Origin of the sequence: Burkholderia sp. NLJ2 (assembly GCF_049487195.1) — a bacterium.
Taxonomy (GTDB): Bacteria; Pseudomonadota; Gammaproteobacteria; order Burkholderiales; family Burkholderiaceae; genus Burkholderia; species Burkholderia pyrrocinia.
On sequence record NZ_CP137808.1, the window covers coordinates 3,557,631 to 3,583,074 of the forward strand.

The 25,444-nt window shown below is 67.3% G+C and carries 22 protein-coding genes and 2 tRNA genes; 7 read left to right on the forward strand and 17 right to left on the reverse strand.

From position 1 onward, the window contains the following. Positions 1–21: 21 nt before the first annotated feature. Entirely contained in the window at positions 22–2,307 is a 2,286-nt protein-coding gene (mrdA, locus tag R9B84_RS16420; protein WP_423758745.1) for a penicillin-binding protein 2, read from the forward strand. Positions 2,308–2,318: 11 nt separating this feature from the next. Continuing rightward, positions 2,319–3,467: a rod shape-determining protein RodA gene (gene rodA, locus R9B84_RS16425; protein WP_423758746.1), complete on the forward strand. Its 1,149-nt coding sequence runs from the start codon at positions 2,319–2,321 to the stop codon at positions 3,465–3,467. 90 nt (positions 3,468–3,557) lie between these two features. Here rodA and R9B84_RS16430 read toward each other — a convergent pair whose 3' ends face one another. The 14 genes from R9B84_RS16430 to def all read right to left on the reverse strand — a co-directional run bounded on the left by R9B84_RS16430 (position 3,558) and on the right by def (position 16,372). Continuing rightward, on the reverse strand, positions 3,558–4,334 hold the full coding sequence (locus tag R9B84_RS16430; protein ID WP_423758747.1) for a tetratricopeptide repeat protein: 777 nt from the start codon (positions 4,332–4,334) through the stop codon (positions 3,558–3,560). Beyond that, entirely contained in the window at positions 4,331–5,116 is a 786-nt protein-coding gene (locus tag R9B84_RS16435; protein ID WP_423758748.1) for an HpcH/HpaI aldolase family protein, read from the reverse strand. Before R9B84_RS16435 ends, R9B84_RS16430 begins: the two co-directional genes overlap by 4 nt. Before the next feature lie 316 nt (positions 5,117–5,432). After that, complete coding sequence (queD, locus tag R9B84_RS16440; protein WP_006477472.1) at positions 5,433–5,885, reverse strand: 6-carboxytetrahydropterin synthase QueD; 453 nt, start codon at positions 5,883–5,885, stop codon at positions 5,433–5,435. A gap of 18 nt (positions 5,886–5,903) precedes the next feature. Beyond that, entirely contained in the window at positions 5,904–6,536 is a 633-nt protein-coding gene (gene queE / locus R9B84_RS16445; RefSeq protein ID WP_021163976.1) for a 7-carboxy-7-deazaguanine synthase, read from the reverse strand. A gap of 75 nt (positions 6,537–6,611) precedes the next feature. Further along, complete coding sequence (gene queC, locus R9B84_RS16450; protein ID WP_423758749.1) at positions 6,612–7,346, reverse strand: 7-cyano-7-deazaguanine synthase QueC; 735 nt, start codon at positions 7,344–7,346, stop codon at positions 6,612–6,614. 351 nt (positions 7,347–7,697) lie between these two features. Then, a tRNA-Phe gene (locus tag R9B84_RS16455) sits at positions 7,698–7,773 on the reverse strand. Between the two features lie 60 nt (positions 7,774–7,833). Beyond that, a complete protein-coding gene (gene esaR, locus R9B84_RS16460; protein WP_047899326.1) occupies positions 7,834–8,535 on the reverse strand; it encodes a response regulator transcription factor EsaR in 702 nt (233 codons plus the stop codon). Further along, positions 8,536–10,950: a sensor histidine kinase EsaS gene (esaS, locus tag R9B84_RS16465; protein WP_423758750.1), complete on the reverse strand. Its 2,415-nt coding sequence runs from the start codon at positions 10,948–10,950 to the stop codon at positions 8,536–8,538. Further along, positions 10,940–11,530, reverse strand: a complete 591-nt coding sequence (locus tag R9B84_RS16470; RefSeq protein ID WP_047899328.1) for a DUF4390 domain-containing protein — start codon at positions 11,528–11,530, stop codon at positions 10,940–10,942. Before R9B84_RS16470 ends, esaS begins: the two co-directional genes overlap by 11 nt. Further along, positions 11,527–12,918 carry a 16S rRNA (cytosine(967)-C(5))-methyltransferase RsmB gene (gene rsmB / locus R9B84_RS16475; RefSeq protein WP_423758751.1) on the reverse strand — a complete coding sequence of 464 codons (1,392 nt, stop codon included), beginning with the start codon at positions 12,916–12,918 and terminating at the stop codon, positions 11,527–11,529. Before rsmB ends, R9B84_RS16470 begins: the two co-directional genes overlap by 4 nt. Positions 12,919–13,136: 218 nt before the next feature. Beyond that, complete coding sequence (htpX, locus tag R9B84_RS16480) at positions 13,137–13,994, reverse strand: zinc metalloprotease HtpX (RefSeq protein WP_006485774.1); 858 nt, start codon at positions 13,992–13,994, stop codon at positions 13,137–13,139. A gap of 100 nt (positions 13,995–14,094) precedes the next feature. Continuing rightward, complete coding sequence (locus R9B84_RS16485) at positions 14,095–14,730, reverse strand: LysE family translocator (RefSeq protein WP_423758752.1); 636 nt, start codon at positions 14,728–14,730, stop codon at positions 14,095–14,097. Positions 14,731–14,850: 120 nt separating this feature from the next. Beyond that, positions 14,851–15,834 carry a methionyl-tRNA formyltransferase gene (fmt, locus tag R9B84_RS16490; protein WP_423758753.1) on the reverse strand — a complete coding sequence of 328 codons (984 nt, stop codon included), beginning with the start codon at positions 15,832–15,834 and terminating at the stop codon, positions 14,851–14,853. A gap of 34 nt (positions 15,835–15,868) precedes the next feature. After that, positions 15,869–16,372, reverse strand: coding sequence for a peptide deformylase (gene def, locus R9B84_RS16495; protein WP_047899333.1), 504 nt, complete (start codon positions 16,370–16,372; stop codon positions 15,869–15,871). 71 nt (positions 16,373–16,443) lie between these two features. Here def and dprA point away from each other — a divergent pair, with 71 nt between their 5' ends. From dprA to R9B84_RS16510, 3 genes are all read left to right on the forward strand, one after another. Continuing rightward, positions 16,444–17,886 (forward strand): DNA-processing protein DprA, encoded by a 1,443-nt coding sequence (dprA, locus tag R9B84_RS16500; RefSeq protein WP_423758754.1) that lies wholly within the window; start codon positions 16,444–16,446, stop codon positions 17,884–17,886. 36 nt (positions 17,887–17,922) lie between these two features. Next, positions 17,923–18,303: a thioredoxin family protein gene (locus tag R9B84_RS16505; protein WP_423758755.1), complete on the forward strand. Its 381-nt coding sequence runs from the start codon at positions 17,923–17,925 to the stop codon at positions 18,301–18,303. A 193-nt stretch (positions 18,304–18,496) separates the two neighbouring features. Continuing rightward, positions 18,497–21,130 carry a DNA topoisomerase III gene (locus R9B84_RS16510; RefSeq protein WP_423758756.1) on the forward strand — a complete coding sequence of 878 codons (2,634 nt, stop codon included), beginning with the start codon at positions 18,497–18,499 and terminating at the stop codon, positions 21,128–21,130. A 129-nt stretch (positions 21,131–21,259) separates the two neighbouring features. Here R9B84_RS16510 and R9B84_RS16515 read toward each other — a convergent pair whose 3' ends face one another. After that, positions 21,260–22,309: a LysR family transcriptional regulator gene (locus R9B84_RS16515; RefSeq protein WP_096472045.1), complete on the reverse strand. Its 1,050-nt coding sequence runs from the start codon at positions 22,307–22,309 to the stop codon at positions 21,260–21,262. A gap of 426 nt (positions 22,310–22,735) precedes the next feature. Here R9B84_RS16515 and R9B84_RS16520 point away from each other — a divergent pair, with 426 nt between their 5' ends. After that, a complete protein-coding gene (locus tag R9B84_RS16520) occupies positions 22,736–23,749 on the forward strand; it encodes a D-2-hydroxyacid dehydrogenase family protein (protein ID WP_027788844.1) in 1,014 nt (337 codons plus the stop codon). Between the two features lie 52 nt (positions 23,750–23,801). Here R9B84_RS16520 and R9B84_RS16525 read toward each other — a convergent pair whose 3' ends face one another. Both R9B84_RS16525 and R9B84_RS16530 read right to left on the reverse strand, forming a co-directional pair. Then, a complete protein-coding gene (locus R9B84_RS16525; RefSeq protein ID WP_047899338.1) occupies positions 23,802–24,668 on the reverse strand; it encodes a patatin-like phospholipase family protein in 867 nt (288 codons plus the stop codon). Between the two features lie 8 nt (positions 24,669–24,676). Next, on the reverse strand, positions 24,677–25,081 hold the full coding sequence (locus R9B84_RS16530) for a PaaI family thioesterase (RefSeq protein ID WP_027785770.1): 405 nt from the start codon (positions 25,079–25,081) through the stop codon (positions 24,677–24,679). A gap of 190 nt (positions 25,082–25,271) precedes the next feature. Between R9B84_RS16530 and R9B84_RS16535 the strand changes: the two genes are divergently transcribed. Further along, positions 25,272–25,347 (forward strand) — tRNA-Lys (locus R9B84_RS16535). The last annotated feature ends 97 nt before the right edge of the window (positions 25,348–25,444 follow it).

Sequence of the window (25,444 nt, forward strand, 5' to 3'; positions counted from 1 at the left end):
GCCGGACAGACGCTCAACCGCATGACCGAATTCAACGACACCCAACAGCAGCTCTCGAAGTTCCGCCTGCGCGTCGCGGCGGCGGGCGTGTTCGTGTTCGTCTGCTTCGGGCTGCTCGCGAGCCGCTTCTTCTACCTGCAGCTGATGCAGCACGGCAAATACGCGCTGCAGGCCGAGGAAAACCGCATCTCGGTCGCACCGATCGTGCCGAACCGCGGGATCATCACCGACCGCAACGGCGTGATCCTCGCGAAGAACTATTCGGCCTACACGCTCGAGGTCACGCCGTCGAAGCTCGACGACACGCTCGACAACACGATCGACAAGCTGTCCGAGATCATCCCGATCGACGCACGCGACCGCCGCCGCTTCAAGAAGCTGCAGGAAGACTCGAAGAACTTCGAGAGCCTGCCGATCCGCACGCGGCTCACCGACGCGGAAGTCGCGCGCTTCACCGCGCAGCGCTTCCGCTTCCCCGGCGTCGACGTGCGTGCGCGGCTGTTCCGCCAATATCCGCTCGGCACGACCGCCGCGCACGTGATCGGCTACATCGGCCGGATCTCGAAGCGCGACCAGGATCGTATCGACGCGATGAGCGACGACAACGACAGCGACCAGGAAAACTACGATCCGCGCCGCGACGCGAACAACTACAAGGGCACCGACTACATCGGCAAGATCGGCGTCGAGCAAAGCTATGAGACCGAACTGCACGGGCTGACGGGCTTCGAGGAAGTCGAGGTGACGGCCGGCGGCCGGCCCGTGCGCACGCTGTCGCGCACGCAGGCGACACCCGGCAACAACCTCGTGCTGTCGCTCGACATCGGTCTGCAGCAGGTCGCCGAGCAGGCGTTCGCCGGCAAGCGCGGCGCGCTCGTCGCGATCGAGCCGAAGACGGGCGACGTGCTCGCGTTCGTGTCGTCGCCGAGCTTCGACCCGAATTCGTTCGTCGACGGCATCGACCAGCAGACCTGGGACGAGCTGAACACCTCGACCGACAAGCCGCTGCTGAACCGCCCGCTGCACGGCACCTACCCGCCCGGCTCGACGTACAAGCCGTTCATGGCGCTCGCGGGCCTGACGCTCGGCAAGCGCTCGCCGGGCTGGGGCTTCCAGGATCCCGGCTACTTCACGTTCGGCGGCCACACGTTCCGCAACGACGTGCGCTCGGGCCAGGGCTGGGTCGACATGAACAAGGCGATCATGGTGTCGAACGACACCTACTTCTACATGCTCGCGCGCGACCTCGGCGTGAACGCGATCGCGAACTTCATGAAGCCGTTCGGCTTCGGCCAGATCACCGGGATCGACATCCAGGGCGAAGCGCGCGGGATCCTGCCGTCGACCGACTGGAAGAAGAAGGCATTCAAGAAGGCCGCGCAGCAGAAGTGGTTCGACGGCGAGACGATCAGCCTCGGGATCGGCCAGGGCTACAACTCGTTCACGATCCTGCAGCTCGCGCACGCGACCGCGACGCTCGCGAACAACGGCGTGGTGATGAAGCCCCACCTCGTGAAGGAAGTCGAGGATCCGATCACGCGCGGGCGCCGCCTGACCGTGCCGAAGGAAAGCGAAACGATCCCGCTCAAGCAGGCCGACATCGACGTCGTGAAGCGCGGGATGGAGAACGTGATCGAGAACCCGTCCGGCACCGCGTACAAGGTGTTCCGCGGCGCGCCGTACCTCGCCGCCGGCAAGACCGGTACCGCTCAGGTGTTCTCGCTGCAGGGCTCCAACTACAAGGGCCACCTGCTCGCCGAGCACCTGCGCGACCACGCACTGTTCATCGCGTACGCGCCGGTCGACCATCCGCAGATCGCCGTGGCGCTGGTCGTCGAGAACGGCGGCTGGGGTGCGCAGGCCGCGGGCCCGATCGCGCGCCGCGTGCTCGACTTCTTCCTCGTCGAACGCCAGAACCCGCAGAACGAGGCCGCGGCCGTGGCTGCCGCGGCGTCGGCGACCGAACCCGTCAACGCACCGGTGATCGGCGACGCGAACAAGCCCGCCGCCGTCGCGGCCGGCTTCAAGGCGCTGCCGCAGCCCGTCGTGCCGACCGCGGCCAGCGCGGCCGATGCGGCGTCGGCCGCGTCGGCGCCCGATGCGTCGGGCGCGGCCGGAGCAAGCGCGGCGCAACCGGCCGAAGCGAGCGCCGCGGCGCCGAGGGCCGCGAGCCTGCCGCCGATCCGGCGCCCGCACCGGCCGCGCCGGCCCGCCAGCGACGCGCAGCCGCTCGTCGCCACGCCGCGGGACGACAACCACCGTGCGACGGCCCCCGCGAAAGCGGCAGACGCCGGCACCGCTCATTAACGGAGAAAGGCATGCAATTCGACAAGCGCGCCTGGCTCGACAAGATCAAGCAGATGTTCGCGGGCTTCGACCGCCCGCTCGCCCTCATCGTGTTCCTGCTGCTGTGCGTCGGCATCGTCACGCTCTACAGCGCGGCGATCGACATGCCGGGGCGCGTCGAGGATCAATTGCGCAACATCCTGCTGACGTTCGTGCTGATGTGGGTGATCGCCAACATCCCGCCGACCACGCTGATGCGCTTCGCGGTCCCGCTCTATACGTTCGGGGTCACGCTGTTGATCGCGGTCGCATTGTTCGGGATGACCAAGAAGGGCGCGAAGCGCTGGCTGAACGTCGGCGTCGTGATCCAGCCGTCGGAGATCCTCAAGATCGCGACGCCGCTGATGCTCGCGTGGTACTACCAGCGCCGCGAAGGCGGGCTGCGCTGGTACGACTTCCTCGCCGCGTTCGGGATCCTGATGGTGCCGGTCGGACTGATCGCGAAGCAGCCCGACCTCGGCACGGGCCTGCTCGTGTTCGCCGCAGGCTTCTTCGTGATCTACCTCGCCGGCCTGTCGTTCAAGCTGATCGTGCCGGTGCTCGTCGCGGGCGTGATCGCGGTCGGGTCGATCGCCGTGTTCGAGGAGCGCATCTGCCAGCCCGAAGTGCAGTGGCCGCTGATGCACGACTACCAGAAGCACCGCGTGTGCACGCTGCTCGACCCGACCTCCGACCCGCTCGGCAAGGGCTTCCACACGATCCAGGCCGTGATCGCGATCGGTTCGGGCGGCGTGCTCGGCAAGGGCTACCTGAAAGGCACGCAGGCGCACCTCGAATTCATTCCGGAGAAGCACACCGACTTCATCTTCGCGGTGTTCTCGGAGGAATGGGGGCTGGTCGGCGGGCTCGTGCTGCTGACGCTGTACATGGCGCTGATCGCGCGCGGGCTCTATATCGCCGCGCAGGGCGCGACGCTGTTCGGGCGCCTGCTCGCAGGCTCGCTCACGCTCGCGTTCTTCGTCTACGCGTTCGTCAACATCGGGATGGTAAGCGGCGTGCTGCCGGTCGTCGGCGTGCCGTTGCCGTTCATGAGTTACGGCGGCACTGCGCTTACGACGCTCGGCATCGCGATCGGGATGATCATGAGCGTCGGGCGGCAGCGGCGGCTGATGAAGAGCTGACCGCGCGGCACGGCCGCAGCAAGGAAAAACGGCGCCCCGGCGCCGTTTTTTACGTGCGTTTCGAACGCGGCAACCTAGCGCGCCGCCCGCTCACTGCGGCGCCGCGCGCGGGTTCCCCGGCTCCGCGCCGCCGCCCGATGCCGGCCCCGGCGACTTCAGCCGCGCGCTCAGCTCCTTGAATTTCAGCCCGGCCGTCTCGTCGCCCTGCGCGGCCGCGGCCGCGTAGTACGCACGCGCGATGTTCAGGTTCTGCTCGACGCCGTCGCCGCCGCGCTCGTAGAACGACGCGGTCACGTACTGCGCGGTCGGCTCGCCCGCGTCGGCGGCCTGCTTGTACCACACGAACGCCTGCCGGTTGTCGCGCGGCGTGCCGCGCCCGTCGAGGAACTGGTTCGCGAGCGACAGCGCGGCCTGCACATGCCCCTGCTTCGCCGCCCGCAGGAACCAGCGATGCGCTTCGGCCGGATTGCGCGCGACGAACTCGCCGTCGTCGAACATCCGGCCGTACACGTACTGCGCATGCGACATGTTCGCGTCGGCCGCGCGCTTCAGCCAGCGCAACCCTTCGTCGACGTTTGCCGTCACGCCTTCGCCCGTCAACAGCATCATCGCGTAGTTGAACTGCGCGAGACGGTCGCCGCGCTCGGCCGCGTCGTGGAACTGCACCAGCGCCGCACGATAGTCGCCGGCGTTGTAGTCGGCGACCGCCGATTGCGTCTCGCGTGACGGATCGGACTTCGCTTGCGGCGCGCCCTGCGCGGCCGCCGCGACACACACGGCCCACAGGCCGAGCATCGCGCCGAACCGCCCACGCGCACCGGTCGCACCCTGCGCGCGCCTGCAAGACGCGCCGTCGCCACCGTTCATGACCGTACCTCCTGCAGCGCTTGCCGCGTCGCACGCAGCAGCCAGCTCACGTCGGCCGACAGCGTGATCATCCGGTAGCCGGCCTCGCGGTACTGCCGAGCACCCGCCGCGTCGCCCGCGAAAATGCCGACCGCGACGCCGGCCTGCTTGCCGGCCGCGAGCACGCGCGCCATCGCGGTTTCGACGTCCGGGTGGCGAATGTCGCCGAGATGCCCGAGGCTCGCCGCGAGATCGGCCGGGCCGATGAACAGGCAATCGACGCCGGGCGTCGCCGCGATCCGCTCGACTTCGTCGACGCCGCGTGCCGATTCGATCTGCACGATCACCGCGACCTGCGCGTTCGCCGTCTGCAGGTAATCGCGGCGCATGCCGAACGCCGCCGCGCGCACCATGCCCGCGACGCCGCGCAGCCCGTCCGGCGATTCGGGCGACGGGAAGCGCGTGAGCCGCACCGCGTGCGCGGCGTCGTCGGGCGTCTCGATGCACGGATACATCAGCGTCCGTGCGCCGGCGTCGAGCGCGCGCTTCACGAGCCACGGCTCGCGCGCCGGCACGCGCACGACGGGCTCGCTCGGCAGGTGCGCGGCAGCGATCGCGCGCAACTGCGAGGCGACGTCGCGGCTGTCGTTCGGCGCGTGTTCCATGTCGATGCAGAGCCAGTCGTAGCCGGCGTGCGCGAGCGCTTCCGCGGCCGAGTCGCTGCCGAGCGACAGCCACAGGCCGTACAGCGGCTCGTCGCCGTCGCGCAGGCGTTGTTTGAGGGAATTGGTGAGCGTGCTCATCGATACGGCCTCCTGGACGGAACGGCAATCGAACGGGACAAGCAACAGGCGAAGCGGGGCGCAACACGCCGCGCAGCGCAGCAAGACGGCGGCGCCAGACCGCGCCCTGAAACGTTAGTCGGCCGTGGGCGGCCGATCTGACAGCGCGGGCCGCGCGACGGCGCACGGATGCGTTTTTCGGTGCCACGCAACGATCATAGCGCGGCGTTACGCGGAATGTGGGAATGGGCGGGGAGCAGCGCCGGCGCGGGACGAGGCCGCGAGGCGCAGTGGCAGGCAGCCCGCGCCGGTCGGCAGGGCTGCCGGGAAGGCAGGATCAGCGGCCGGGCTGGCGCTCGACGTCGGCCCAGCAGTTCGGCGTTTCGTACAGCCGCACGCGCTCGAGGCGCAGGTTCACGCCGTAGTGCGCGTCGTACACGTTCGCGAGGAGGTCGAACGCGATCGCCGCGAGGTTCTCGACGGTCGGGATCCGGTCGATCACGACGGTCTTGTGGTCGGCCATCTGTTCGAGGAACGAGCGCACGACATCGTCGCGCGCGTAGACCAGGAATGCGTGATCCCACTTGCTGACGAGGTGCTCCATCGCGAGCGCCTTCACGTCGGCGAAATCCATCACCATGCCGCGGTCGGGCGCGCCCTCGGTATCGACGAGATCGCCGCGCAACGTGATTTCGAGCACGTAGCGATGGCCGTGCAGGTTCCTGCACTGGCTGCGGTGATCGGGAATGCGGTGGCCCGCGTCGAATTCGAGTTTTCGGGTAATCAGCACGATGTCAAAAGCCGGGGCTCAGGGAATGTTCAGATATTTGTGGGTCTGCATCGACAGGCGCCACTGCGGATGACGCTTGCACCAGTCGATCGCGAGCTTCGTATTGAGGTCACGCGACGGGCCGTCCATCGGCTGGACGAGGAAATACTCGAAGTCGAGCTTCGCGTAGTCGGCCAGCCGCTGGTTGTCCTGCGGGATCACGACCTTCAGTTCGTTGCCCTTCGTGACGACGAGCGGCGCGTCGGCCTTCGGGCTCACGCAGATCCAGTCGATCGATTCGAGCACCGGCAGCGAGCCGTTGGTCTCGATCGCGATCTCGAAGCCGGCCGCGTGCAGTGCATCGACGAGCGGCTGGTCGAGCTGCAGCATCGGCTCGCCGCCCGTGCAGACGACGAAGCGGTGCGCTTCGCCCTCCGGCCACAGGCCGGCGATCGTCGCGACGAGCGCTTCGGCGTCCTTGAACTTGCCGCCGTTCTCGCCGTCGGTGCCGACGAAGTCCGTATCGCAGAAGCGGCACACGGCCTCCGCACGATCCTCTTCGCGGCCCGACCACAGGTTGCAGCCGGCGAACCGGCAGAACACGGCCGGCCGGCCCGCGTTCGCGCCCTCGCCCTGCAACGTGTAGAAAATTTCCTTGACCGCGTAAGTCATCGTTCTTCGTCCGGCTCGCGCCGCTCGTTGTCGATCAGAATCCGTTATCCATCAAGCGCCGCCCGCGCATCCGCGTCACAGCGGCGCTTCGGTCACCCGCTCGCCCTTCAGGTAGGCCTCGTAGCCGCGCTTGCGCAGCTTGCAGGCCGGGCACTCGCCGCAGCCGAAGCCCCAGTCGTGCAGTTCCGCGCGCTCGCCCACGTAGCACGTGTGCGTCTCGACGCGGATCAGTTCGACGAGCGCTTCGCCGCCGAGCTGTTCGGCAAGTTGCCACGTCTGCGCCTTGTCGAGCCACATCAGCGGCGTCTCGAGCACGATGCGCGTGTCCATCCCGAGGTTCAGCGCGACCTGCAGCGCCTTCATCGTGTCGTCGCGGCAGTCGGGGTAGCCCGAAAAATCGGTCTCGCACATCCCGCCGACCAGCACGCGCAGCCCGCGGCGATAGGCGATCGCCGCGGCGATCGTCATGAACATCAGGTTGCGGCCCGGCACGAACGTGTTCGGCAGGCCGTTCGCCGCCGTCTCGATCTCGATCGTGCGCGTCATCGCGGTATCGCTGATCGCGCCGAGCACCGACAGGTCGACCATGTGATCGTCGCCGAGCCGGTCCGACCACGCGGGAAACTTGTGCTTCAGCGCTTCGCGCACGCCTTCGCGACATTCGAGCTCGACACGATGGCGCTGGCCGTAATCGAAGCCAAGCGTCTCGACCGTCTGGTAGCGTTCGAGCGCCCATGCCACGCACGTGGCCGAGTCCTGCCCGCCGGAAAACAACACGAGCGCGCCGTCTTTAGCGTCTGTCCGAATCACCGTGATACTCCGTGAATGTATAGGCTCGCGTCGCGCTGCGCCCCGGGGCCGGCTGCCGCCGGGCGGCCCGACGCGTGCCGGCCTGCGCCGGCTCGACCAGTATAGGCAGCGCGGTCGGCCGCGAACGCGGCGGAGCGCTTATACCGCCCATCGCGCGGCATCGTTGCCGCGCATCACGGCGGCGCATGGCTGGCGGCCTGCCGTGCGCATGAAACGATGCGCTAAGTCATTGAGCGGGCACGGATTTTATCATGCCCCCGCGAATGCTGCCGCGCACGCCGCCTATGACACGCAATACCCACCACAAACGAAAAACCCCAAGAACCTTCCGATTCTTGGGGTTGGAACTGCTGGTGGCCTGGGACGGAATCGAACCATCGACACGCGGATTTTCAATCCGCTGCTCTACCAACTGAGCTACCGGGCCAACGAAGAATGAAAGTATATCGAGCTTTGCCAACCTGCTCAAGCGTTTTCGCAAAAAAATTTATATCGCGCCTTCGGACGGCTTCTTGCCGAGCTCGACGCCGAGTTGCTTGAGCTTGCGATACAGGTGCGTGCGCTCGAGGCCCGTCTTCTCCGCGACGCGCGTCATGCTGCCGTTCTCGCGCGCGAGGTGATATTCGAAGTACGCGCGCTCGAACGCATCGCGCGCTTCGCGCAACGGGATGTCGAACGGGATCGCGGCCGTCTGCCCCGCGAGGCCGAGTGCCGCTGCCATGTCGTCGCCGAGCGTCGGCAGCGCCGCCGCGGATGCAACCGCCGCGGAGCCCGCGGCCTGTCCGGCGCCGGCCTTCGCCGCCGCGTTCGCGGACACCGGCGCCGCGCCGCGTGCGAGACCGTGCTCGACGGACTTCAGCAGCTTCTGCAGCGCGATCGGCTTCTCGAGGAAATCGAGCGCGCCGATCTTCGTCGCCTCGACGGCCGTGTCGATCGTCGCGTGCCCGGACATCATGATCACGGGCATCGTCAGCAGCCCCTGCGCCGCCCATTCCTTGAGCAACGTGACGCCGTCGGTATCGGGCATCCAGATATCGAGCAGCACGAGATCGGGCGCCTGATTCAGCCGGTATTCCCGCGCGGCCTGCGCGTTCTCCGCTGCCTCGACGACATGTCCTTCATCGCTGAGGATCTCCGAGAGCAATTCCCGGATGCCCATTTCATCATCTACCACCAGGATGGTTGCCATTTACGCTGCCCTTGTCTGCTCACTTGCTTTTGTCTTGGCGGGGGTCGTCCCACCCTGCACGCCCGTTTCGGCGCCCGGCGCATCGCTCGCCATCTGCAGGAACAGGATCGACACCTGCGCACCCTCGACGGTCTCGCCGTGCATGCGATTGCGCAGATCGATCCGCGCACCGTGCTCGTCGACGATTTTCTTGACCGTGGCCAACCCGAGCCCCGTGCCCTTCGCCTTCGTCGTCACGTAAGGCTCGAACGCGCGGGTCAGAATGCGTGCCGGAAAACCGGGCCCATTGTCGGACACGGTAAGACGTACCGCGACGCGCGTTTTGCCCTCGGCGTCGGGATCGCCATATTCTACTGTCTTGGTTTCGATCAACACACGCGGATGCGCGGCTTCCGCGACCGAATCCTGCGCATTCTGCAGCAGGTTGTGGATCACCTGGCGCAGTTGCGTCGCATCGCCGCGAATCACCGGCAGCGACGGCGCGAGCTCGGCGACGATCGGACTCTTGCCCTCGCCGACACCATACAGCCCGAGCACCTCGCTCGCCAGTTCATTCAACTGCAGGTTCGCGAGCACCGCCGGCGGCGTGCGCGCGTATTCGCGGAAATCGTCGACCATCCGCTTCATCGCGGCCACCTGGTTGACGATCATCGTCGCACCGCGCTTGAGCACATCCGCGTCGGACGGCGAGAGCTTGTCGAACAGCTTCATCTGCAACCGCTCGGCCGACAACTGGATCGGCGTCAGCGGATTCTTGATCTCGTGCGCCAGCCGCCGCGCGACCTCGCCCCATGCAACCGAGCGCTGCGCGGAAATCACGTCGGAAATGTCGTCGAATACCACGACGTAACCGGACGTCTGCGGATCGTCGGCCTGCCCCTCGACCGTCGACACGAGGCGCGCGCCGCGCACGAGCAGCGTCAGCGGTTCGGTTTCGCCCGGCATCTCGATCGCGAACTGCTGCTGCCAGTGGCCGCGATCGCCGCTGCCGCCGTCGGACGCCGCCTCGCGATCGGCGAACGCCTTGCGCACCATCGCGCCGAACCCGGCGGCAACGCCGATCCGGTCGAGCGTCGTGCCGATCAGCGCGTTGAACGGCTGCCGGAAGATCCGCTCGGCGCCGCGGTTGGCCGTCGTCAGCCGGAACTGGCGGTCGAGCACGAACACGCCGGCCGTCAGGTTCGCGAGGATGCTCTCGAGGTACGTCTTCGAATGCTCGAGCGCGATGCGGTTCTTCTCGACCGCGAGCCGCGCCTCGGACAACTGGCGCGTCATCGCGTTGAACGACTGCGTGAGGAAGCCGAGCTCGTCGCGCGTCTTGATCTCGCGCTTCGGCGTGTAGTCGCCTTCCGTGATCTCCTTGGTGCCCTGCGCGAGCAGGAACAGCGGCCGCGCGAGCTGCTGGCCGAGCGCGAGCGCGAGCATCATCGCGATGAAGGTCGCGAGGAACAGCGCGAGCGTCAGCGTGCCGATGTACATCTTGCGCAGCCCCGTGCGGCCGAGCGATTTTTCCTGGTATTCGCGGTACGCGCGCTGCACGGCGTCCGCGTTGTGCGCGAGCGTCGGCGGCACCGGTTGCGTGAGCTGCAGGAACCGCTCCGCCGGTTGCAGCAGCGACGTCGTCGCATCGGGAATCGGCCGCACGACGCGCAGCCGCAGCGCGCCCTTCGCGCCGTGCGCGCGCGGGTCGCCGTCGACTTCCCCCTCGATCGCCGCGTACGCGCCGTGTTCGCGCGCCTGGCTCAGCATCAGCGACGTCGGCAGGTCGTCCGGAATCAGCGCCGCGAAATTGCCCGACGCCTGCGCGACGATATGCAGTTCGGGCGCCGCGCCCGAACCGCTGCGGCTCGGCTCGACGATCGTCGCGTCCTGCACGCCGAACTGGTCGCGCAGCCGCAGCAGCGTGAGCGTCGTGCCGTTCGTGTTCGCATCGACGCTCGCGAGCTGGTCGGACATCAGCCGCGCCTTCGTCTGCAGGTCGGACAACGACGCATCGAGCATCCCGCGGCCGAGATTCAGGCCGGCCGTCAGCGCGGTCTCGACGTTCACGTCGAACCACGACTCGATACTGCGCGACACGAACTGGTACGACACGATGTAGATGATCCCGCCCGGCACCACGCCGACGAGCGCGAAGAACACCGCGAGCTTCGCGAGCAGCCGCGTGCCGAACTTGCCCTTCCTCAGGCGCACGACGATCATCCCGATCAGCCCGAGCACCACGAGCAGGAACACGAGCGCGACGACGATGTTGGTCGCGTACAGCCACGAGTAGTAGCGATCGAAGAATTCGGTGTTCGCGCTCGCGGCCGCGAGCAGCACGAGCAGCAGCAGTGCGGTCAGCGCGACGGTCGAGACGATCACGCGAACGAGGAGGCTCTTCCCGCTGGCCGCGCGGCGCACTTTATTTAGCACGTTCGGTCACCGTGAAGTTGAAGCGCTTCCAGTCCGACCCGAGCGTCCAGTCGCGGTTGTTCACGGCATCGACCTGGAACGGCTTCGGCATCAGCGCCGTATCGAGTTGCATCCGCACCGATGCGAGGTAGGTTTCCCCCAGGCGCACCTGGTTGCGGTCGATCACGTGCCACGACGTGATGTGCCGGACCACCGCGAGCGCGTCCTTCAGCGACGGGAAGCCGAGCTGCAGGCCGCCCGTCGACACGCGGTACTCGCGCGTGAGCGGCTGGAACGACAGGCGGATCGTCTGTGACACCGATACCGGCTGTTCGTCAAGCCAGTACCAGCGCGCGCGGCTCAACTCGAAATCCGTCGTGAAATACACCGGAATGCCTTTGTTGACGGCATCCTCGAGGTTCGGATTCAGTTCGAAATCGAAACGGGCGTCGAGGCTCCAGCCGCTTCCGTCGGCCTGGAGCGACGCGCGCTGCACGGCGATCGACTGGGCATGCGCCGGCCGGACGACGGCCAGGCACAGCGTCAACGCGACCATCAGGACGGCCGCGAGCCGAAGTGGAAAAAGGTGTTTGATCGTCACCGTTTCTGAAACCGCGCGTAGAAAAATCCGTCGTGATCGGTGTTCTGGTCGAGTGCGCCGACGGCAGCCCCTCCCTGCACTCCGCCCGGCAGCAGTTGGCCGGGGGCGTCCAATCGTACCGCATCTTCACAGGCCGCTTCAAACCAGCGGGCCTGCAACTCGCCTTCTTCGGGGAAGATCGAACAGGTCACGTAAAGCAGTTCGCCGCCCGGCTTCACGAGCGGCCACAGCGCCGACAGGATGCGGCGCTGTTCCGCGACGAGCGCCGGGATGTCGGCTTCGCGGCGCAGCCAGCGAATGTCGGGATGCCGCCGCACGATGCCCGATGCCGAGCACGGCACGTCGGCCAGGATACGGTCGAACGGGCGCCCGTCGTACCACGCGTCGGGCGCACCCGCATCGCCGACACACACGTCCGCTGCGAGCGACAGGCGCACGAGGTTCTCGCCGATGCGCGCGGCACGCGTCGCGTCGCTTTCGAGCGCGACGACTTCCGCATCGGCCAGTTCGAGAATATGGCCGGTCTTGCCGCCGGGCGCCGCGCACGCGTCGAGCACGCGCATGCCGTCGCGCGCACCGAGCCATTCGGCCGCGAGCTGCGCGCCGGCGTCCTGCACCGACACCACGCCGTCGGCGAATCCCGGAATGCGCTCGACCGGCAGCGCCGATGCAAGCCGTACTGCATGCCGGCCGATTGCGGTCGCTTCGATCCCGCTCGCGCGCAGCGTGTCGAGATACGCATCGACGCTTGCACGGCGCGCGTTCACGCGCAGCGTCAGCGGCCCCTGGCGCTCGCCGGCCGCGAGGATCGCCTGCCATGTGTCGGGCCACGCGCGCTTCACCGCATCGACCCACCATGCACGGTAATTCCAGCGCGCGACGGCGTCGTCCTGCATCGCCGCGACAAGCGCATCGCGCTCGCGCAGGAAACGGCGCAGCACCGCGTTGACCATTCCCTTCGCGAACGCATATTCGCGCCGCGCGCCGATCACGCTGACCGCTTGGTCAACAACCGTGAACGCCGGATATGCGGCATCGTCCGCCGGGTCGAGCAGCAGCGCGAACGCGCCGGCGAGCACCGCATGCACGTGCGCGGGCGGCGCCTTGCTGACGAACTTGCCGATCAGCCAGTCCGCGCTGCCGAGGCGACGCATCGTCCGGTACGCGACGTCCTGCGTCGCGCCGCGCGCAAGCGCCTGCGCACCGGACGCCATCTGCGCGAATACCGCCGAGAGTGCTGCCGGCAGCGCGGTACCGCGCCGTACCGCATCGACCGCCTGCGCGGCCGCGTCGAGTGCGAAGCCGAGCGATTCGGGCGCAAGGTGCAGCGCGGACAGGCGCGCCGGGCGGCCGGAAGAAGACGGGGCGGAAGAACGGGTTCGGGTCATTGGAGCGGAATCGGCAAACAGGCGCGGCAAACAAGCGCGGCAAACGGCGGGATCGCGGCCGCGTGGCAGCCGCAATCCCAAACCGCGCATTGTAGCGTGCGACCATGCGGCCCCTTTGGCCCCTTTACGGCGCGCACAAATGAAACACCCCGCAGCGCGAAGCGTGCGGGGTGACGGGGCGGACGCCACGCGGCAACGGCCGCGCGGTGCGCCAGGACTTAATCGAAGCGGCCGGTACGCGCCATCTCCATCAGGCGCGCGATGCGTTCCTCGGTGGCCGGGTGCGTCGAGAACAGGTTCTGCAGGCCGCCGCCGTGCAGCGGGTTCATGATCATCATCTGCGCGGTGGCCGGATGCGCTTCGGCCGCCTGGAACGGGATGCCGGCCGCATAGCGATGGATCTTGTCGAGCGCGGTCGCGAGCGACTGCGGATCGCCGGAAATCTGCGCGCCGCCGCGGTCGGCCTCGAACTCGCGTGCCCGCGAAATCGCCATCTGGATCAGCGCGCCGGCGATCGGCGCGAGCAGCGCGACCGCAATACCCGCGATCGGGTTGGCCGGCCGGCCGTTCTCGTCACGCCCGCCGAAGAACATCGCGAAGTTCGCCAGTGCCGAGATCGCGCCCGCCATCGTCGCGGTGATCGTCGAGATCAGGATGTCGCGGTGTTTCACGTGCGCGAGCTCGTGCGCCATCACGCCGCGCATCTCGCGCTCCGACAGCACGCGCAGGATGCCCGTCGTCGCCGCGACCGCCGCGTGCTCGGGGTTGCGGCCCGTCGCAAACGCGTTCGGTGCATCCTCGTTGATCAGGTAGACGCGCGGCATCGGCAGGTTCGCGCGCGTGGCCAGCTCGCGCACCATTCGGTAGAACTGCGGCGCCGTGTTCTCGTCGACTTCCTGCGCGTTGTACATGCGCAGCACCATCTTGTCGGAGAACCAGTACGAGAAGAAATTCATGCCGAGCGCGAACAGCAGCGCGATCGTCATGCCGCGCGAGCCGCCGATCATCCCGCCGATCACGATGAACAGGGCCGTGATCGCGGCCATCAGCATCGCCGTTTTGACCCAATTGAACATACCCACTCCTTATCCGTCAGGGGACCCGCCGCGCATCACAGGGCGCGGCGGAAAATTGTAAGCGATTTGTTAGATAAGGTCTTGCCGGAAAAATTCAATCTCAGCGTTGCGAAGTGGCAAGACGCAGGCCGAGGCCGACGAAAGCGCTGCCGACCGTGCGATCGAGCCACTTCTTGACGCCCGGCTTGCCGGAAAAACGCTGCGTGACGCTGCCCGCGACCCATGCGACCAGGCTGGTCCAGACCGTGCTCATCGCGACGAACACCGCGCCGAGGGTCAGGAACGCCAATGCCTTGTGCGGGCTGTCGGCCGACACGAACTGCGGGAAGAACGACACGAAGAACAGCACGACCTTCGGGTTCAGCACGTTGGTCCAGAAGCCCTGCATGAACAGCTGGCGCAGCGGCTTTGCGGCCTGTGCGGCCGCGGTGCCCGACGGCGCGGCCACCTGCTTCGTGACGATCATCCGCACGCCGAGATAGATCAGGTACGCAGCGCCGACCAGCTTGATCACCGTAAACGCGGCAGCCGACGCCGCGAGCAGCGCAGTGAGGCCGAATGCGCACGCGAGCGCGTGAACGCAGCAGCCGGCCGAAATGCCGAGCGCCGACATCAGCCCCGCGCCGCGGCCCTGCGCGACGCTGCGGCCGACGATGTAGGCCGTGTCGGGGCCGGGCGTGACGTTCAGCAGGAAAACTGCCAGCACGAAGAAGCCGAAATGGGTGATGCCGAACATGAAAACCTCGAAACCGGAGAGCGCAAGGAAATTCTACGCGCGCCTGCCGCGCTGCGCGACTCGGCCGTCCGGCCGATTGCGCTGCGCCGGCAGGCCGTGTCGAATGGCGGTCAGGCCACTTTACGCAACGTCGGTCAGCGCAAAACGCTGGCCCGCGGCGAGCGGCGAGCCGGCCAGGAATTCGCGCGCGGGCAGCCGCTTGCCGCCCGGCTTCTGCAACTGCGTGACGCGCAGCGCGCCGCTGCCGCATGCGACGACCACGCCTTCCGGCGCGGCTTCGACAATCGTGCCGGGCGTCGCGTCGCCGCGCGCCGCCACGGGCTCGGCCGCCCACAGCTTGATGGCCGCGCCGTCAAGCGTCGCGACGCCGCCGGGGAACGGATCGAACGCACGCACCTGGCGCGCGAGCACGTCGGCAGGCTTGCGCCAGTCTAGCGCCGCTTCGTGCTTGCCGATCTTCTCCGCATAGGTCACGCCGTCGGCCGGCTGCGGCGTCGCCGGCAGCGCGCCGTCGCGCTCGAGCCGCACGAGCGCATCGACGATCAACCGCGCGCCGTCGGCGGCCAGCCGGTCGTGCAGCGTCGCGGTCGTATCGTCGGGCGCGATCGCGATGCGCGCCTCCTCGATCATCGCGCCGGTGTCGAGGCCGACGTCCATCTGCATCAGTGTGACGCCCGTCTCGGCGTCGCCGGCCTCGATCGCGCGGTGGATCGGCGCGGCGCCGCGCCAGCGCGGCAGCAGCGACGCATGGATGTTGATGCAGCCGTCACGCGGAATGTCGAGCACCTCCTGCGGCAGCAGCAGGCCATACGCGGCGACCACCATCACGTCGTGCGGGGTCGTGCGCAGCAGCTCGATCGCGTCGGCCGCCTCCTCGGGGTACTTGCCCGCGCGGCGCAGCGACGGCGGCTGCGCGACGGGCATGCCGTGCTCGACGGCGTAGCGCTTCACCGCGCTCGCCTGCAGTTTCATCCCGCGCCCGGCCGGGCGATCGGGCTGGGTGAGCACGAGCGGCACCGGGAAACCGGCCTCGTGGATCGCGGCAAGGGCAGCCGCGGCAAATTCCGGCGTGCCGGCAAAAATCACGCGCAACGTATGGGTCATGAAAGCGTTCGGGATCGGGCAGGGCGAACGCGCGTCACATCGCGCGTTCGAGTTTCTTCATCTTCGTCTTGATGCGCGTCTGCTTGAGCGGCGACAGGTATTCGACGAACACGCGCCCCATCAGGTGATCCATCTCGTGCTGGACGCACACGGCGAGCAGGCCCTCGCAGTCGAGCTCGAAGGCCTCGCCCTGCTCGTTGAGCGCGCGCACGCGCACGTGGTCGGGGCGTTCGACTTCGTCGTAGATGCCGGGCACCGACAGGCAGCCCTCTTCATAGACCTGCTTCGCGTCGCTCGACCACACGATCTCGGGGTTGATGAACGCGCGCAGCTCGTTCTTTTCCTCGGAAATGTCGATCACGATCACGCGCTCGTGCACGTCGACCTGCGTGGCTGCAAGGCCGATGCCGGGCGCCGCGTACATGGTCTCGGCCATGTCGGCGACGAGCTTGCGGATCCGGTCGTCGACCTTGTCGACGGGCTTGGCGACCTTGTGCAGCCGCTTGTCGGGGTAATGAAGAATATTGAGCAAAGCCATGGCGTTCGGTATTCGGTAGAGCAGGGTGCGGCATCGGCCATCCGGCCGGCTGGCGCCGCCGCCGCGATGCAATGAAGATGAGGCGGATGCGCGGCGTATCAATGCCGCGGATCGCGCCTCCTGCAAATGGCCGGGCGCCTGCGCGCGCGGCCCTGTCGAGTATTTCGGATGATGAAAATTTTATCATGGCGCCACGCGGTTCGCTGGCCGCCGCGTTCGAGGGCAGCTTCATGTCGCCGCAAGCGCTGACCCCCGCCGCGTTGCGCTCGTGGCTGCAGCTCGCGCATGCGCCCGGCCTCGCGCCCGCCGTACTGCAGGCGCTGCTCGACGCGTTCGGCTCGCCGGCGGCGCTACTGCGCGCGTCCGACCACGCCATCGCCGCCATCAGCAGCCCCGCCGCCGCGCAGGCCGTGCGCACGAGCGAACGCGACGATCTCGACGCACGCACCGACGCCGCGCTCGCGTGGCTCGATGCGCCGGGCAACGCGCTCGTCACGCTCAACGATCCGGCCTACCCGCCGCGGCTGCGCGACCTGCACGACCCGCCGCCGCTGCTATATGTAAAGGGCCGGCTCGACCTGCTGCACGCACGCGGCCTCGCCGTGGTCGGCAGCCGCCACGCGACGCCGCAGGGGCTCGCCGACGCGACGCGCTTCGCACGCGAGTTGTCCGACGCGGGGCTCCCAATCGTCTCGGGCCTCGCGCTCGGGATCGACGGCGCCGCGCATCGCGGCGGGCTCGACGGCCGGTCCGGCACGGTCGCGGTGATCGCGACGGGCGCCGATCTCGTCTATCCGGCGCGGCACCGCGCGCTCGCCCACGAGATCGCCGCGCAAGGTGCGATCGTGTCGGAATGGCCGCTCGGCACGCCGGCCCGCGCCGCGCATTTCCCGCAGCGCAACCGGTTGATCGCGGCGCTGGCGATCGGGGCGCTCGTGGTCGAAGCCGCCCCGCGTTCCGGCTCGCTGATCACCGCGCGGCTCGCGAACGAACTGGGGCGCGATGTGTTCGCGATGCCGGGCTCGATCCACGCGCCGCTCGCGCAGGGCTGCCACGCGCTGATCCGCGACGGCGCGAAGCTCACGGCGGCGCCGCTCGATATTCTCGAGGAATACGGGCTGGGCGAACCGACGGCTCGCGCAGCATGCTCCGGAAATTCGGGCGCGAACGCCATCGGCATTGGCGAAGCCGAAGCCGTCGGCCAGCGCGCCGTCGCCGGCAGTACGCAAACGGATTCCGCCGTTCCGGCCACTGCGCCCGCCCGAGTCGAAGCACCACCGCCTCCACCGCCCGGCACGCCGTCCGAACAGGCCCTGCTCGCCGCACTGGGATACGGCCCCGTCACATACGAATGGCTCGCCGAACATAGCGGCCTGTCCGACGACGCGCTGCATCGCGCGCTGCTCGCGCTCGAACTGGCCGGTCACGTCACGAGCCTGCCCGGCGGACGCTTCGCGCGGCTTGATGCCGCGCCCACCCCGCCCGCGCGCGGCGTGCTACATTTCCCCGAATAGGGGCGGCCGCGCCGCCGACGATACCCAAGGAAATCCATGCCCGCGCTGAATCTCGACACCGATGCGGATCGGATCGCCGAACGGCTCGCCGATCCCGGCACGTTGCTCGTCGCCTGCCTGTGCGCCGAGTGGTGCGGCACGTGCCGCGACTACCGGACGGCCTTCGACCAGCTCGCCGACGCGCATCCCGAAGCCTGCTTCGCCTGGATCGACATCGAAACGCATGCCGACCGCCTCGACGATCTCGACGTCGAGAACTTCCCGACGATCCTGATCGAGGATGCCAACACCGCCCGCTTCTTCGGCACGGTGCTGCCGCATGCGACGATCGTCGAACGAATGCTGTCCGACCTGAGCGCGGTACCCGGTGCGCCGCACGCACCGAAATTGCGCAACGTCCTGAACGTCGAAGCCTGAATTCACGTGCCGGCCCGGCGGTTTTTCGCGCGTTTGCGCGCCGCGCCGCGCCGGGCGCTTGCCGCCGCTGCGGCCCCCCTCTATGATGGGCCGCTTTTTACACGCCGAGCCGCCGTCGCTCCGGCGTGTGCTATAAAGCGGTCGTAAAAGGGACCCACAACCGGCGAACCCGGTCTACCATCACACACCTGTCATGTCCAAAGCACTGATCATTGCGGAAAAGCCTTCTGTCGCGAACGACATCGCACGCGCTTTGGGCGGCTTTACCAAGCATGACGAGTATTACGAAAGCGACGATTTCGTCCTTTCGTCCGCTGTCGGCCACTTGCTGGAAATCGCCGCCCCGGAAGAGTACGAGGTCAAGCGCGGGAAATGGAGCTTCGCGCATCTGCCCGTCATCCCCCCGCATTTCGACCTGAACCCGATCGCAAAAAGCGAGTCGCGCCTCAAGGTGCTCACGAAGCTGATGAAGCGCAAGGACGTCGAGCGCCTGATCAACGCATGTGACGCGGGGCGCGAGGGCGAACTGATTTTCCGCCTGATCGCGCAGCACGCGAAAGCGAAGCAGCCGGTCCAGCGCCTGTGGCTGCAGTCGATGACGCCGCAGGCCATCCGCGACGGCTTTGCGAACCTGCGCAGCGACACGGACATGCAGCCGCTCGCCGACGCCGCACGCTGCCGCTCGGAAGCCGACTGGCTCGTCGGGATCAACGGCACCCGCGCGATGACCGCGTTCAACAGCAAGGGCGGCGGCTTCTTCCTGACGACCGTCGGCCGCGTTCAGACGCCAACGTTGTCGATCGTCGTCGAACGCGAAGAGAAAATCCGCCGCTTCATCCCGCGCGACTACTGGGAAGTGAAGGCCGCATTCGCGTGCGCGGGCGGTTTCTACGAAGGCAAGTGGTACGACCCGAAATTCAAGCGCGACGAATTCGATCCGGAGCGACGCGACTCCCGCCTGTGGAGCCTGCCGGCCGCCGAAACGATCGTCGCCGCATGCCGCGACCAGGTCGGCACGGTCTCCGAGGAATCGAAGCCGTCGACGCAACTGTCGCCGCTGCTGTTCGACCTGACGAGCCTGCAGCGCGAGGCGAACGGCCGCTTCGGCTTCTCCGCGAAGAACACGCTCGGTCTCGCGCAGGCGCTGTATGAAAAGCACAAGGTGCTGACCTACCCGCGTACCGATGCGCGCGCGCTGCCGGAAGACTACATTTCGACGGTCCAGTCGACGCTCGAGATGCTCAAGGAGAGCAACAACTACCTGCCGCATGCGAAGCAGGTGCTCGACAAGGGCTGGGTGAAGCCGAACAAGCGGATCTTCGACAACTCGAAGATCAGCGACCACTTTGCAATCATCCCGACGCTGCAGGCGCCGAAGGCGCTGTCCGAGCCCGAGCAGAAGCTGTACGACCTGGTCGTGAAACGCTTCCTCGCGGTGTTCTTCCCGGCCGCCGAATTCCGCGTCACGACGCGGATCACCGAAGTCGCCGGCCATCACTTCAAGACCGAAGGCAAGGTGCTCGTCGAGCCGGGCTGGCTGCAGGTGTACGGCCGCGACGCCGAAGGCGCGGACGCGAACCTCGTGCCGGTGCAGAAGGACGAGAAGGTGAAGACGGACGAGATCGCCGCGGTCGCACTCGTGACGAAACCGCCCGCCCGCTACTCTGAAGCGACGCTGCTGTCCGCGATGGAAGGCGCCGGCAAGCTGGTCGAGGACGACGAGCTGCGCGAGGCGATGGCCGCGAAGGGCCTCGGCACGCCGGCCACGCGCGCGGCGATCATCGAAGGCCTGCTCGGCGAGAAATACCTGCTGCGCGAGGGTCGCGAAATGATCCCGACCGCGAAGGCATTCCAGCTGATGACGCTCTTGCGCGGGCTCGGCGTGAAGGAACTGACCGCGCCCGAGCTCACCGGCGAATGGGAATACAAGCTGTCGCAGATGGAGCGCGGCAACCTCGGGCGCGACGCGTTCATGCAGGAAATCGCCCGCATGACGCAGCAGATCGTCAAGCGCGCGAAGGAATACGATTCCGACACGATCCCCGGCGATTACGCGACGCTCGAGACGCCGTGCCCGAACTGCGGCGGCCAGGTGAAGGAAAACTACCGCCGCTTCGCATGCACGAAGTGCGAGTTCTCGATCTCGAAGATCCCGGGCAGCCGACAGTTCGAGATCCCGGAAGTCGAGGAGCTGCTGCAGAAGAAGGAAATCGGTCCGCTGTCCGGGTTCCGCAGCAAGATGGGCCGCCCGTTCTCGGCGATCCTCAAGCTGTCCTTCGACGACGAGACGAAGAACTACAAGCTCGAGTTCGATTTCGGCCAGGATCAGGGCGGCGAGGAAGGCGAAGCGCCCGACTTCTCCGCGCAGGAGCCGGTCGGCGCGTGCCCGAAGTGCAAGGGCCGCGTGTTCGAGCACGGGATGAGCTACGTGTGCGAGCACTCGGTTGCGAACCCGAAGACCTGCGACTTCCGCTCGGGCAAGGTGATCCTGCAGCAGGAAATCACGCGCGAGCAGATGGGCAAGCTGCTCGCCGACGGCCGCACGGATCTGCTGCCGAACTTCAAGTCGTCGCGCACGGGCCGCAACTTCAAGGCGTTCCTCGTGAAGCAGCCGGACGGCAAGATCGGCTTCGAGTTCGAGAAGAAGGAACCGAAGGCCGCTGCCGCGAAGAAGACGGCGAAATCGGCGACGAAGGATGCCGAAACCGTGACGGAAGGCGCCGAAGAGAAAGCGGCACCGGCCCGCAAGACCGCCGCCAAGACCGCTGCCAAAACCGCCACCAAAACCGCCGCTCGCAAAACGACGGCGCGCAAGACGGGCTCGTAACGGCCAGGCCGCCGGGGCTTCCCCCGGCGCATCGGGCTGCGGCAGGCAGCCATAAAAAAACGCGGATCGATCGCTCGATCCGCGTTTTTTCTTTGTGCCGGCGGCAGCCGCCGCCCGGCCGTCGCGCCGTTACAGCGGCGACGGCACCGCAACACGCGTGCGTGTCGAACGCGGCAGGCGCGGCGACAGGTTCGGGTCGGCCGATTCGGGCTGCTCCGCACGCGTCTCGACGCCGATCGGCGCGAGCGTCGCACCCTGCGCGGCCCACTGCTCGCCGATCGTCGCATCGGTCGCGTGACTGAAATACTCGACGAGGTGGTCGATGAACGTGCGTACCTTCGCGGGCAAATGGCGCCGGCTCGGGTAAGCGATGTTGATTTCGACCTGCGGCAGCCGGAAATCCGGCAGCAGCCGCACGAGCGCACCGCGCGCGATGTCGCTGCCGATCAGGTAGCTCGGCAGGATCGCGACACCCATCCCGAGCAGCGCGAACTGGCGCAGCATCGCCGTGTTGTTCGCGACGATCACGTTGGTCGGGCGCACGCGCACTTCGCCGTCCGGCCCCGTGAACACGCGCTCGTCGCCCCAGTATTCGGCCGGCAGGCTCAGGCTCGGGTGCGCGACGAGCTGCTCCGGATGGGTCGGCACGCCGTGCTTCTCCAGATAGCTCGGCGTCGCGCACACGGTCATGCAGCCCGTGGTCAGCCGCCGCGTGACGATGCTCGCGCTGCGCATCTGGCGCGTGACGACGATGCCGACGTCGAAACCTTCCTCGACGAGATCGACCTGCCGGTCGACCAGCGTGAGATCCGGCACCACTTTCGGGAAATTCTCCGTGTACGACTGCAACACGGGCGCGAGGTTATGCAGGCCGAACACGACCGGCGCGACGATGCGCAGCGTGCCGACCGGCTCGTGATTGCGCGCGACGACCATCTGCTCGACGTCCTCGAGCTCATCGAGGATCTGGCGAGCACGCTCCAGATAGACCTGACCCGACTCCGTCAGGGAAAGGCTGCGCGTGGTGCGATTGAGCAAACGCGTGCCGAGCCGGCCTTCCAGATCGGCGACGTGACGCGTCGCGACCGCGTTGGAGATATCCATTGCGCTCGCGGCCCGCGCGAAACTGCCGAGATCTGCAACCTTGACGAACACGCGCATCGACTGCAAATGATCCATAAACGACTCCTGCCGCTGTTACAACTTCAAAAAGATGAAGCAAATGCGTAATTCTCCTACGACAGCGGAAATGATGCAGAGTTGCTCAACAAGGCGCCGGTTGACGATAAAAATAGTCAAAAATCCTCGCCTTCTGCGGATAGTTGATCCAACTATTCTGATTGGAGCAACAATTGGGTGAACCTCGTCGAGTAAGCGGCCGAATCAGAAAGGACGTGTTTGATGCGACACAACAGCGCACCCTTGCGCACCGCACACGAGCGGCGCCGGGTAAGGCTGCCGCCAATTGCGGCGGAGCGTAACAACCTGTTAAAAAGACACCATGAAGGCGGCCGACGTAGCATCATGTCGGCCCCGGCCGGGCGGGACGGGTGCGCGACTTGCACCGCCGCCACTGCCGCTTTCAACGCGCGACACCCGTTCACCATGAAAATTGCCATCCTCGACGACTACCAGGACGCCGTCCGCAAGCTGAACTGCTTCGAGATGCTTGCCGGCCACGACGTGAAGGTCTTCAACAATACGGTGCGCGGCCTGGGACAGCTCGCAAGCCGCCTGGCGGAAGTCGAGGCGCTCGTGCTGATTCGTGAACGGACCCCGATTTCGTCGCAACTGCTCGCCAAGCTGCCGAACCTGCGCATGATCAGCCAGACCGGCCGCGTCTCGAGCCACATCGACCTCGAAGCGTGTACCGACCGCGGCATCGCGGTGCTCGAAGGCACCGGATCGCCGGTCGCGCCCGCGGAGCTGACCTGGGCGCTCGTGATGGCCGCCCAGCGCCGCATTCCGCAGTACGTCGCGAACCTGAAGCAAGGCGCATGGCAGCAGTCGGGCCTGAAGACGTCGGCGATGCCGCCGAACTTCGGCCTCGGCCAGGTGCTGCGCGGCCAGACGCTCGGCATCTGGGGCTACGGCAAGATCGGCCGGCTCGTCGCCGGCTACGGCAAGGCGTTCGGGATGAACGTGCTGATCTGGGGCCGCGAGCATTCGCTCGAAGCCGCGCGCGCCGACGGCTACACGGCTGCCGAGAGCCGCGAGGCGCTGTTCGAGCAGAGCGACGTGCTGTCGCTGCACCTGCGCATGCACGACGACACGCGCGGCATCGTCAAGCAGGAAGACCTGATGCGGATGAAGCCGACGTCGCTGCTCGTCAACACGAGCCGCGCGGAGCTGCTCGAGGAAAACGCGCTCGTCAACGCGCTGTCGCACAACCGCCCGGGGATGGTCGCGATCGACGTGTTCGAGAGCGAGCCGATCCTGCAGGGCTACAGCCTGCTGCGGATGGAGAACGTGATCTGCACGCCGCACATCGGCTATGTCGAACGCGAAAGCTACGAGCTCTATTTCAGCGCGGCGTTCAGGAACATCCTCGCGTTCGACGACGGCGACATGTCGAGCGTCGCCAATCCGGAAGCGCTGACGCCGATCCGCAAGCGCTGATCGCGCGGGCTGCGCATGCCGCGCGGCCCCGCTGCTGCTCCATTCCCCGCCATCAGGCGGCCACGCGGCCGCCTGTCATTGCATCGACGCGCGTGAGGAAGTGCTCGCCGTCGCGCCGCCCGAGGTCGTACGCATGCCGCATCTGCGACGGGCTCGTGTAATCCCAGCTCGAAATCGGCACCTTGCTCGACGGCTGTACGTACAGCCGCCGCTGGTCGCCGTGCGCGACCGTGAACATCTGCGGACGCGGATACAGCCGCGTGACGAGCACCAGCACGTCGCCCGGCGACGGGTCGAGCGCGTCGACCGGCACGTTGTCGACCATCCCGCCATCGAGCACGGGCCGGCCGCCGCGGCGCAGCACCGGCGTGAACGGCGGCGTGCAGGACGACTGCAGGATCAGGTCGGCGAGTTCGTCGACTTGCGTGCAGGCCTGCGCGCGCACGAATTCGGGCCGAAAGCCGAGCGTGCGCCCGAGCGTCGGGTGCAGCGTCTTGCGCACGTATTTCTCGATGTTGTACGCAACGAGGCCGGCAGCGACCGCGCTGCGCGCGCCGAGCCAGCGCGGCACATGCGACACGCCGATCCGGATCTCCGGCGCCGCGGCGAGCTTCGCGAACGGCTCGCCGTAGATGTCGAGCAATGCCTGACGGTAGATGCGGTAATGCGGAAACACGGGCTCGCGCCCGAACAGGTTGCCCCAGTACGCGTTCTTCCGGTTGTGGCGCAGCGCCTCTTCGTAATAGCGCATCACCCACGCGGCGTCGCGCGTATACAGCATGCAGGCGGTCGCCGCGCCGGCCGAGATGCCGGTGATCACGCGCGGGCGCAGGCCAAGGGCCGGCTGCGCGACGTCCCAGAAGCCGGCCTGCCACCAGCAGCGATTGCCGCCACCCGCAAAGACGATCTGGTCGAACATCGCGCCGCTCAACTGACGAGTGCGTAGGTCGACGTCGCGTGGACGGCCATCTTGCCGTCCTCGTCGAACAGTTCGACTTCGCCGAACACGAGGTTGCGGCCCATCCGCAGCACACGCGCGGTGACGAGCACGTCGCCCTTGCGCACGGGGCGCATGAAGTTGGTGTTCAGCGACACGGTCGTCATCGGCCGGAACTCGCCGAGCGCGGCCGAGATCGCGACCACCATCGCGGTGTCGGCGGCCGCCGTGAACACCTGGCCGCAGATCACGCCGCCCGAATGGCGGAATTCGCCGGAAAACGGCAGGCGCAGCGTGACGCTGTCGTCGCCGATCGATACGGGGACCAGACCGAGCGAGCGGACCCATGGGGCCAGCAGGCGATCCAGCAATTCGCGGACTGCGTTTTCGTCCATCTTCGAATGTCCAGAAAGCGTTGCGCGACCGCCGCGCAACACATGTGGCGTCATCATACCGGGAGCGCGCAAACTGCGACCGATCGTTACCGCGGCGACAGTCGCCGTTGGCGCGACGAAATATTTTCGAGAAATTTGCACAAAGGGCTTGCCATGCCCCTTAAACGCGTGCATAATCTTTCTTCTGTTGGGGGCGTTAGCTCAGTTGGTAGAGCAGCGGACTCTTAATCCGTAGGTCGAGTGTTCGAGTCACTCACGCCCCACCAGGAATTCAAAAGGCCGGTCAGCGCAAGCTGACCGGCCTTTTTCATTTCCGCGCGCCACGCTCGTGGCGCGTCTCCTCTCGCAGTACGCATCCGCACG

Coding starts and splice junctions, on each gene's coding strand:
- mrdA (WP_423758745.1), top strand. CDS start 22: ATGACCGAATTCAACGACACCCAACAGCAGCTCTCGAAGTTCCGCCTG.
- rodA (WP_423758746.1), top strand. CDS start 2,319: ATGCAATTCGACAAGCGCGCCTGGCTCGACAAGATCAAGCAGATGTTC.
- R9B84_RS16430 (WP_423758747.1), bottom strand. CDS start 4,334: ATGAACGGTGGCGACGGCGCGTCTTGCAGGCGCGCGCAGGGTGCGACC.
- R9B84_RS16435 (WP_423758748.1), bottom strand. CDS start 5,116: ATGAGCACGCTCACCAATTCCCTCAAACAACGCCTGCGCGACGGCGAC.
- queE (WP_021163976.1), bottom strand. CDS start 6,536: ATGACTTACGCGGTCAAGGAAATTTTCTACACGTTGCAGGGCGAGGGC.
- esaR (WP_047899326.1), bottom strand. CDS start 8,535: ATGGCAACCATCCTGGTGGTAGATGATGAAATGGGCATCCGGGAATTG.
- rsmB (WP_423758751.1), bottom strand. CDS start 12,918: ATGACCCGAACCCGTTCTTCCGCCCCGTCTTCTTCCGGCCGCCCGGCG.
- htpX (WP_006485774.1), bottom strand. CDS start 13,994: ATGTTCAATTGGGTCAAAACGGCGATGCTGATGGCCGCGATCACGGCC.
- R9B84_RS16485 (WP_423758752.1), bottom strand. CDS start 14,730: ATGTTCGGCATCACCCATTTCGGCTTCTTCGTGCTGGCAGTTTTCCTG.
- fmt (WP_423758753.1), bottom strand. CDS start 15,834: ATGACCCATACGTTGCGCGTGATTTTTGCCGGCACGCCGGAATTTGCC.
- def (WP_047899333.1), bottom strand. CDS start 16,372: ATGGCTTTGCTCAATATTCTTCATTACCCCGACAAGCGGCTGCACAAG.
- dprA (WP_423758754.1), top strand. CDS start 16,444: ATGAAGATGAGGCGGATGCGCGGCGTATCAATGCCGCGGATCGCGCCT.
- R9B84_RS16505 (WP_423758755.1), top strand. CDS start 17,923: ATGCCCGCGCTGAATCTCGACACCGATGCGGATCGGATCGCCGAACGG.
- R9B84_RS16510 (WP_423758756.1), top strand. CDS start 18,497: ATGTCCAAAGCACTGATCATTGCGGAAAAGCCTTCTGTCGCGAACGAC.
- R9B84_RS16515 (WP_096472045.1), bottom strand. CDS start 22,309: ATGGATCATTTGCAGTCGATGCGCGTGTTCGTCAAGGTTGCAGATCTC.
- R9B84_RS16520 (WP_027788844.1), top strand. CDS start 22,736: ATGAAAATTGCCATCCTCGACGACTACCAGGACGCCGTCCGCAAGCTG.
- R9B84_RS16525 (WP_047899338.1), bottom strand. CDS start 24,668: ATGTTCGACCAGATCGTCTTTGCGGGTGGCGGCAATCGCTGCTGGTGG.
- R9B84_RS16530 (WP_027785770.1), bottom strand. CDS start 25,081: ATGGACGAAAACGCAGTCCGCGAATTGCTGGATCGCCTGCTGGCCCCA.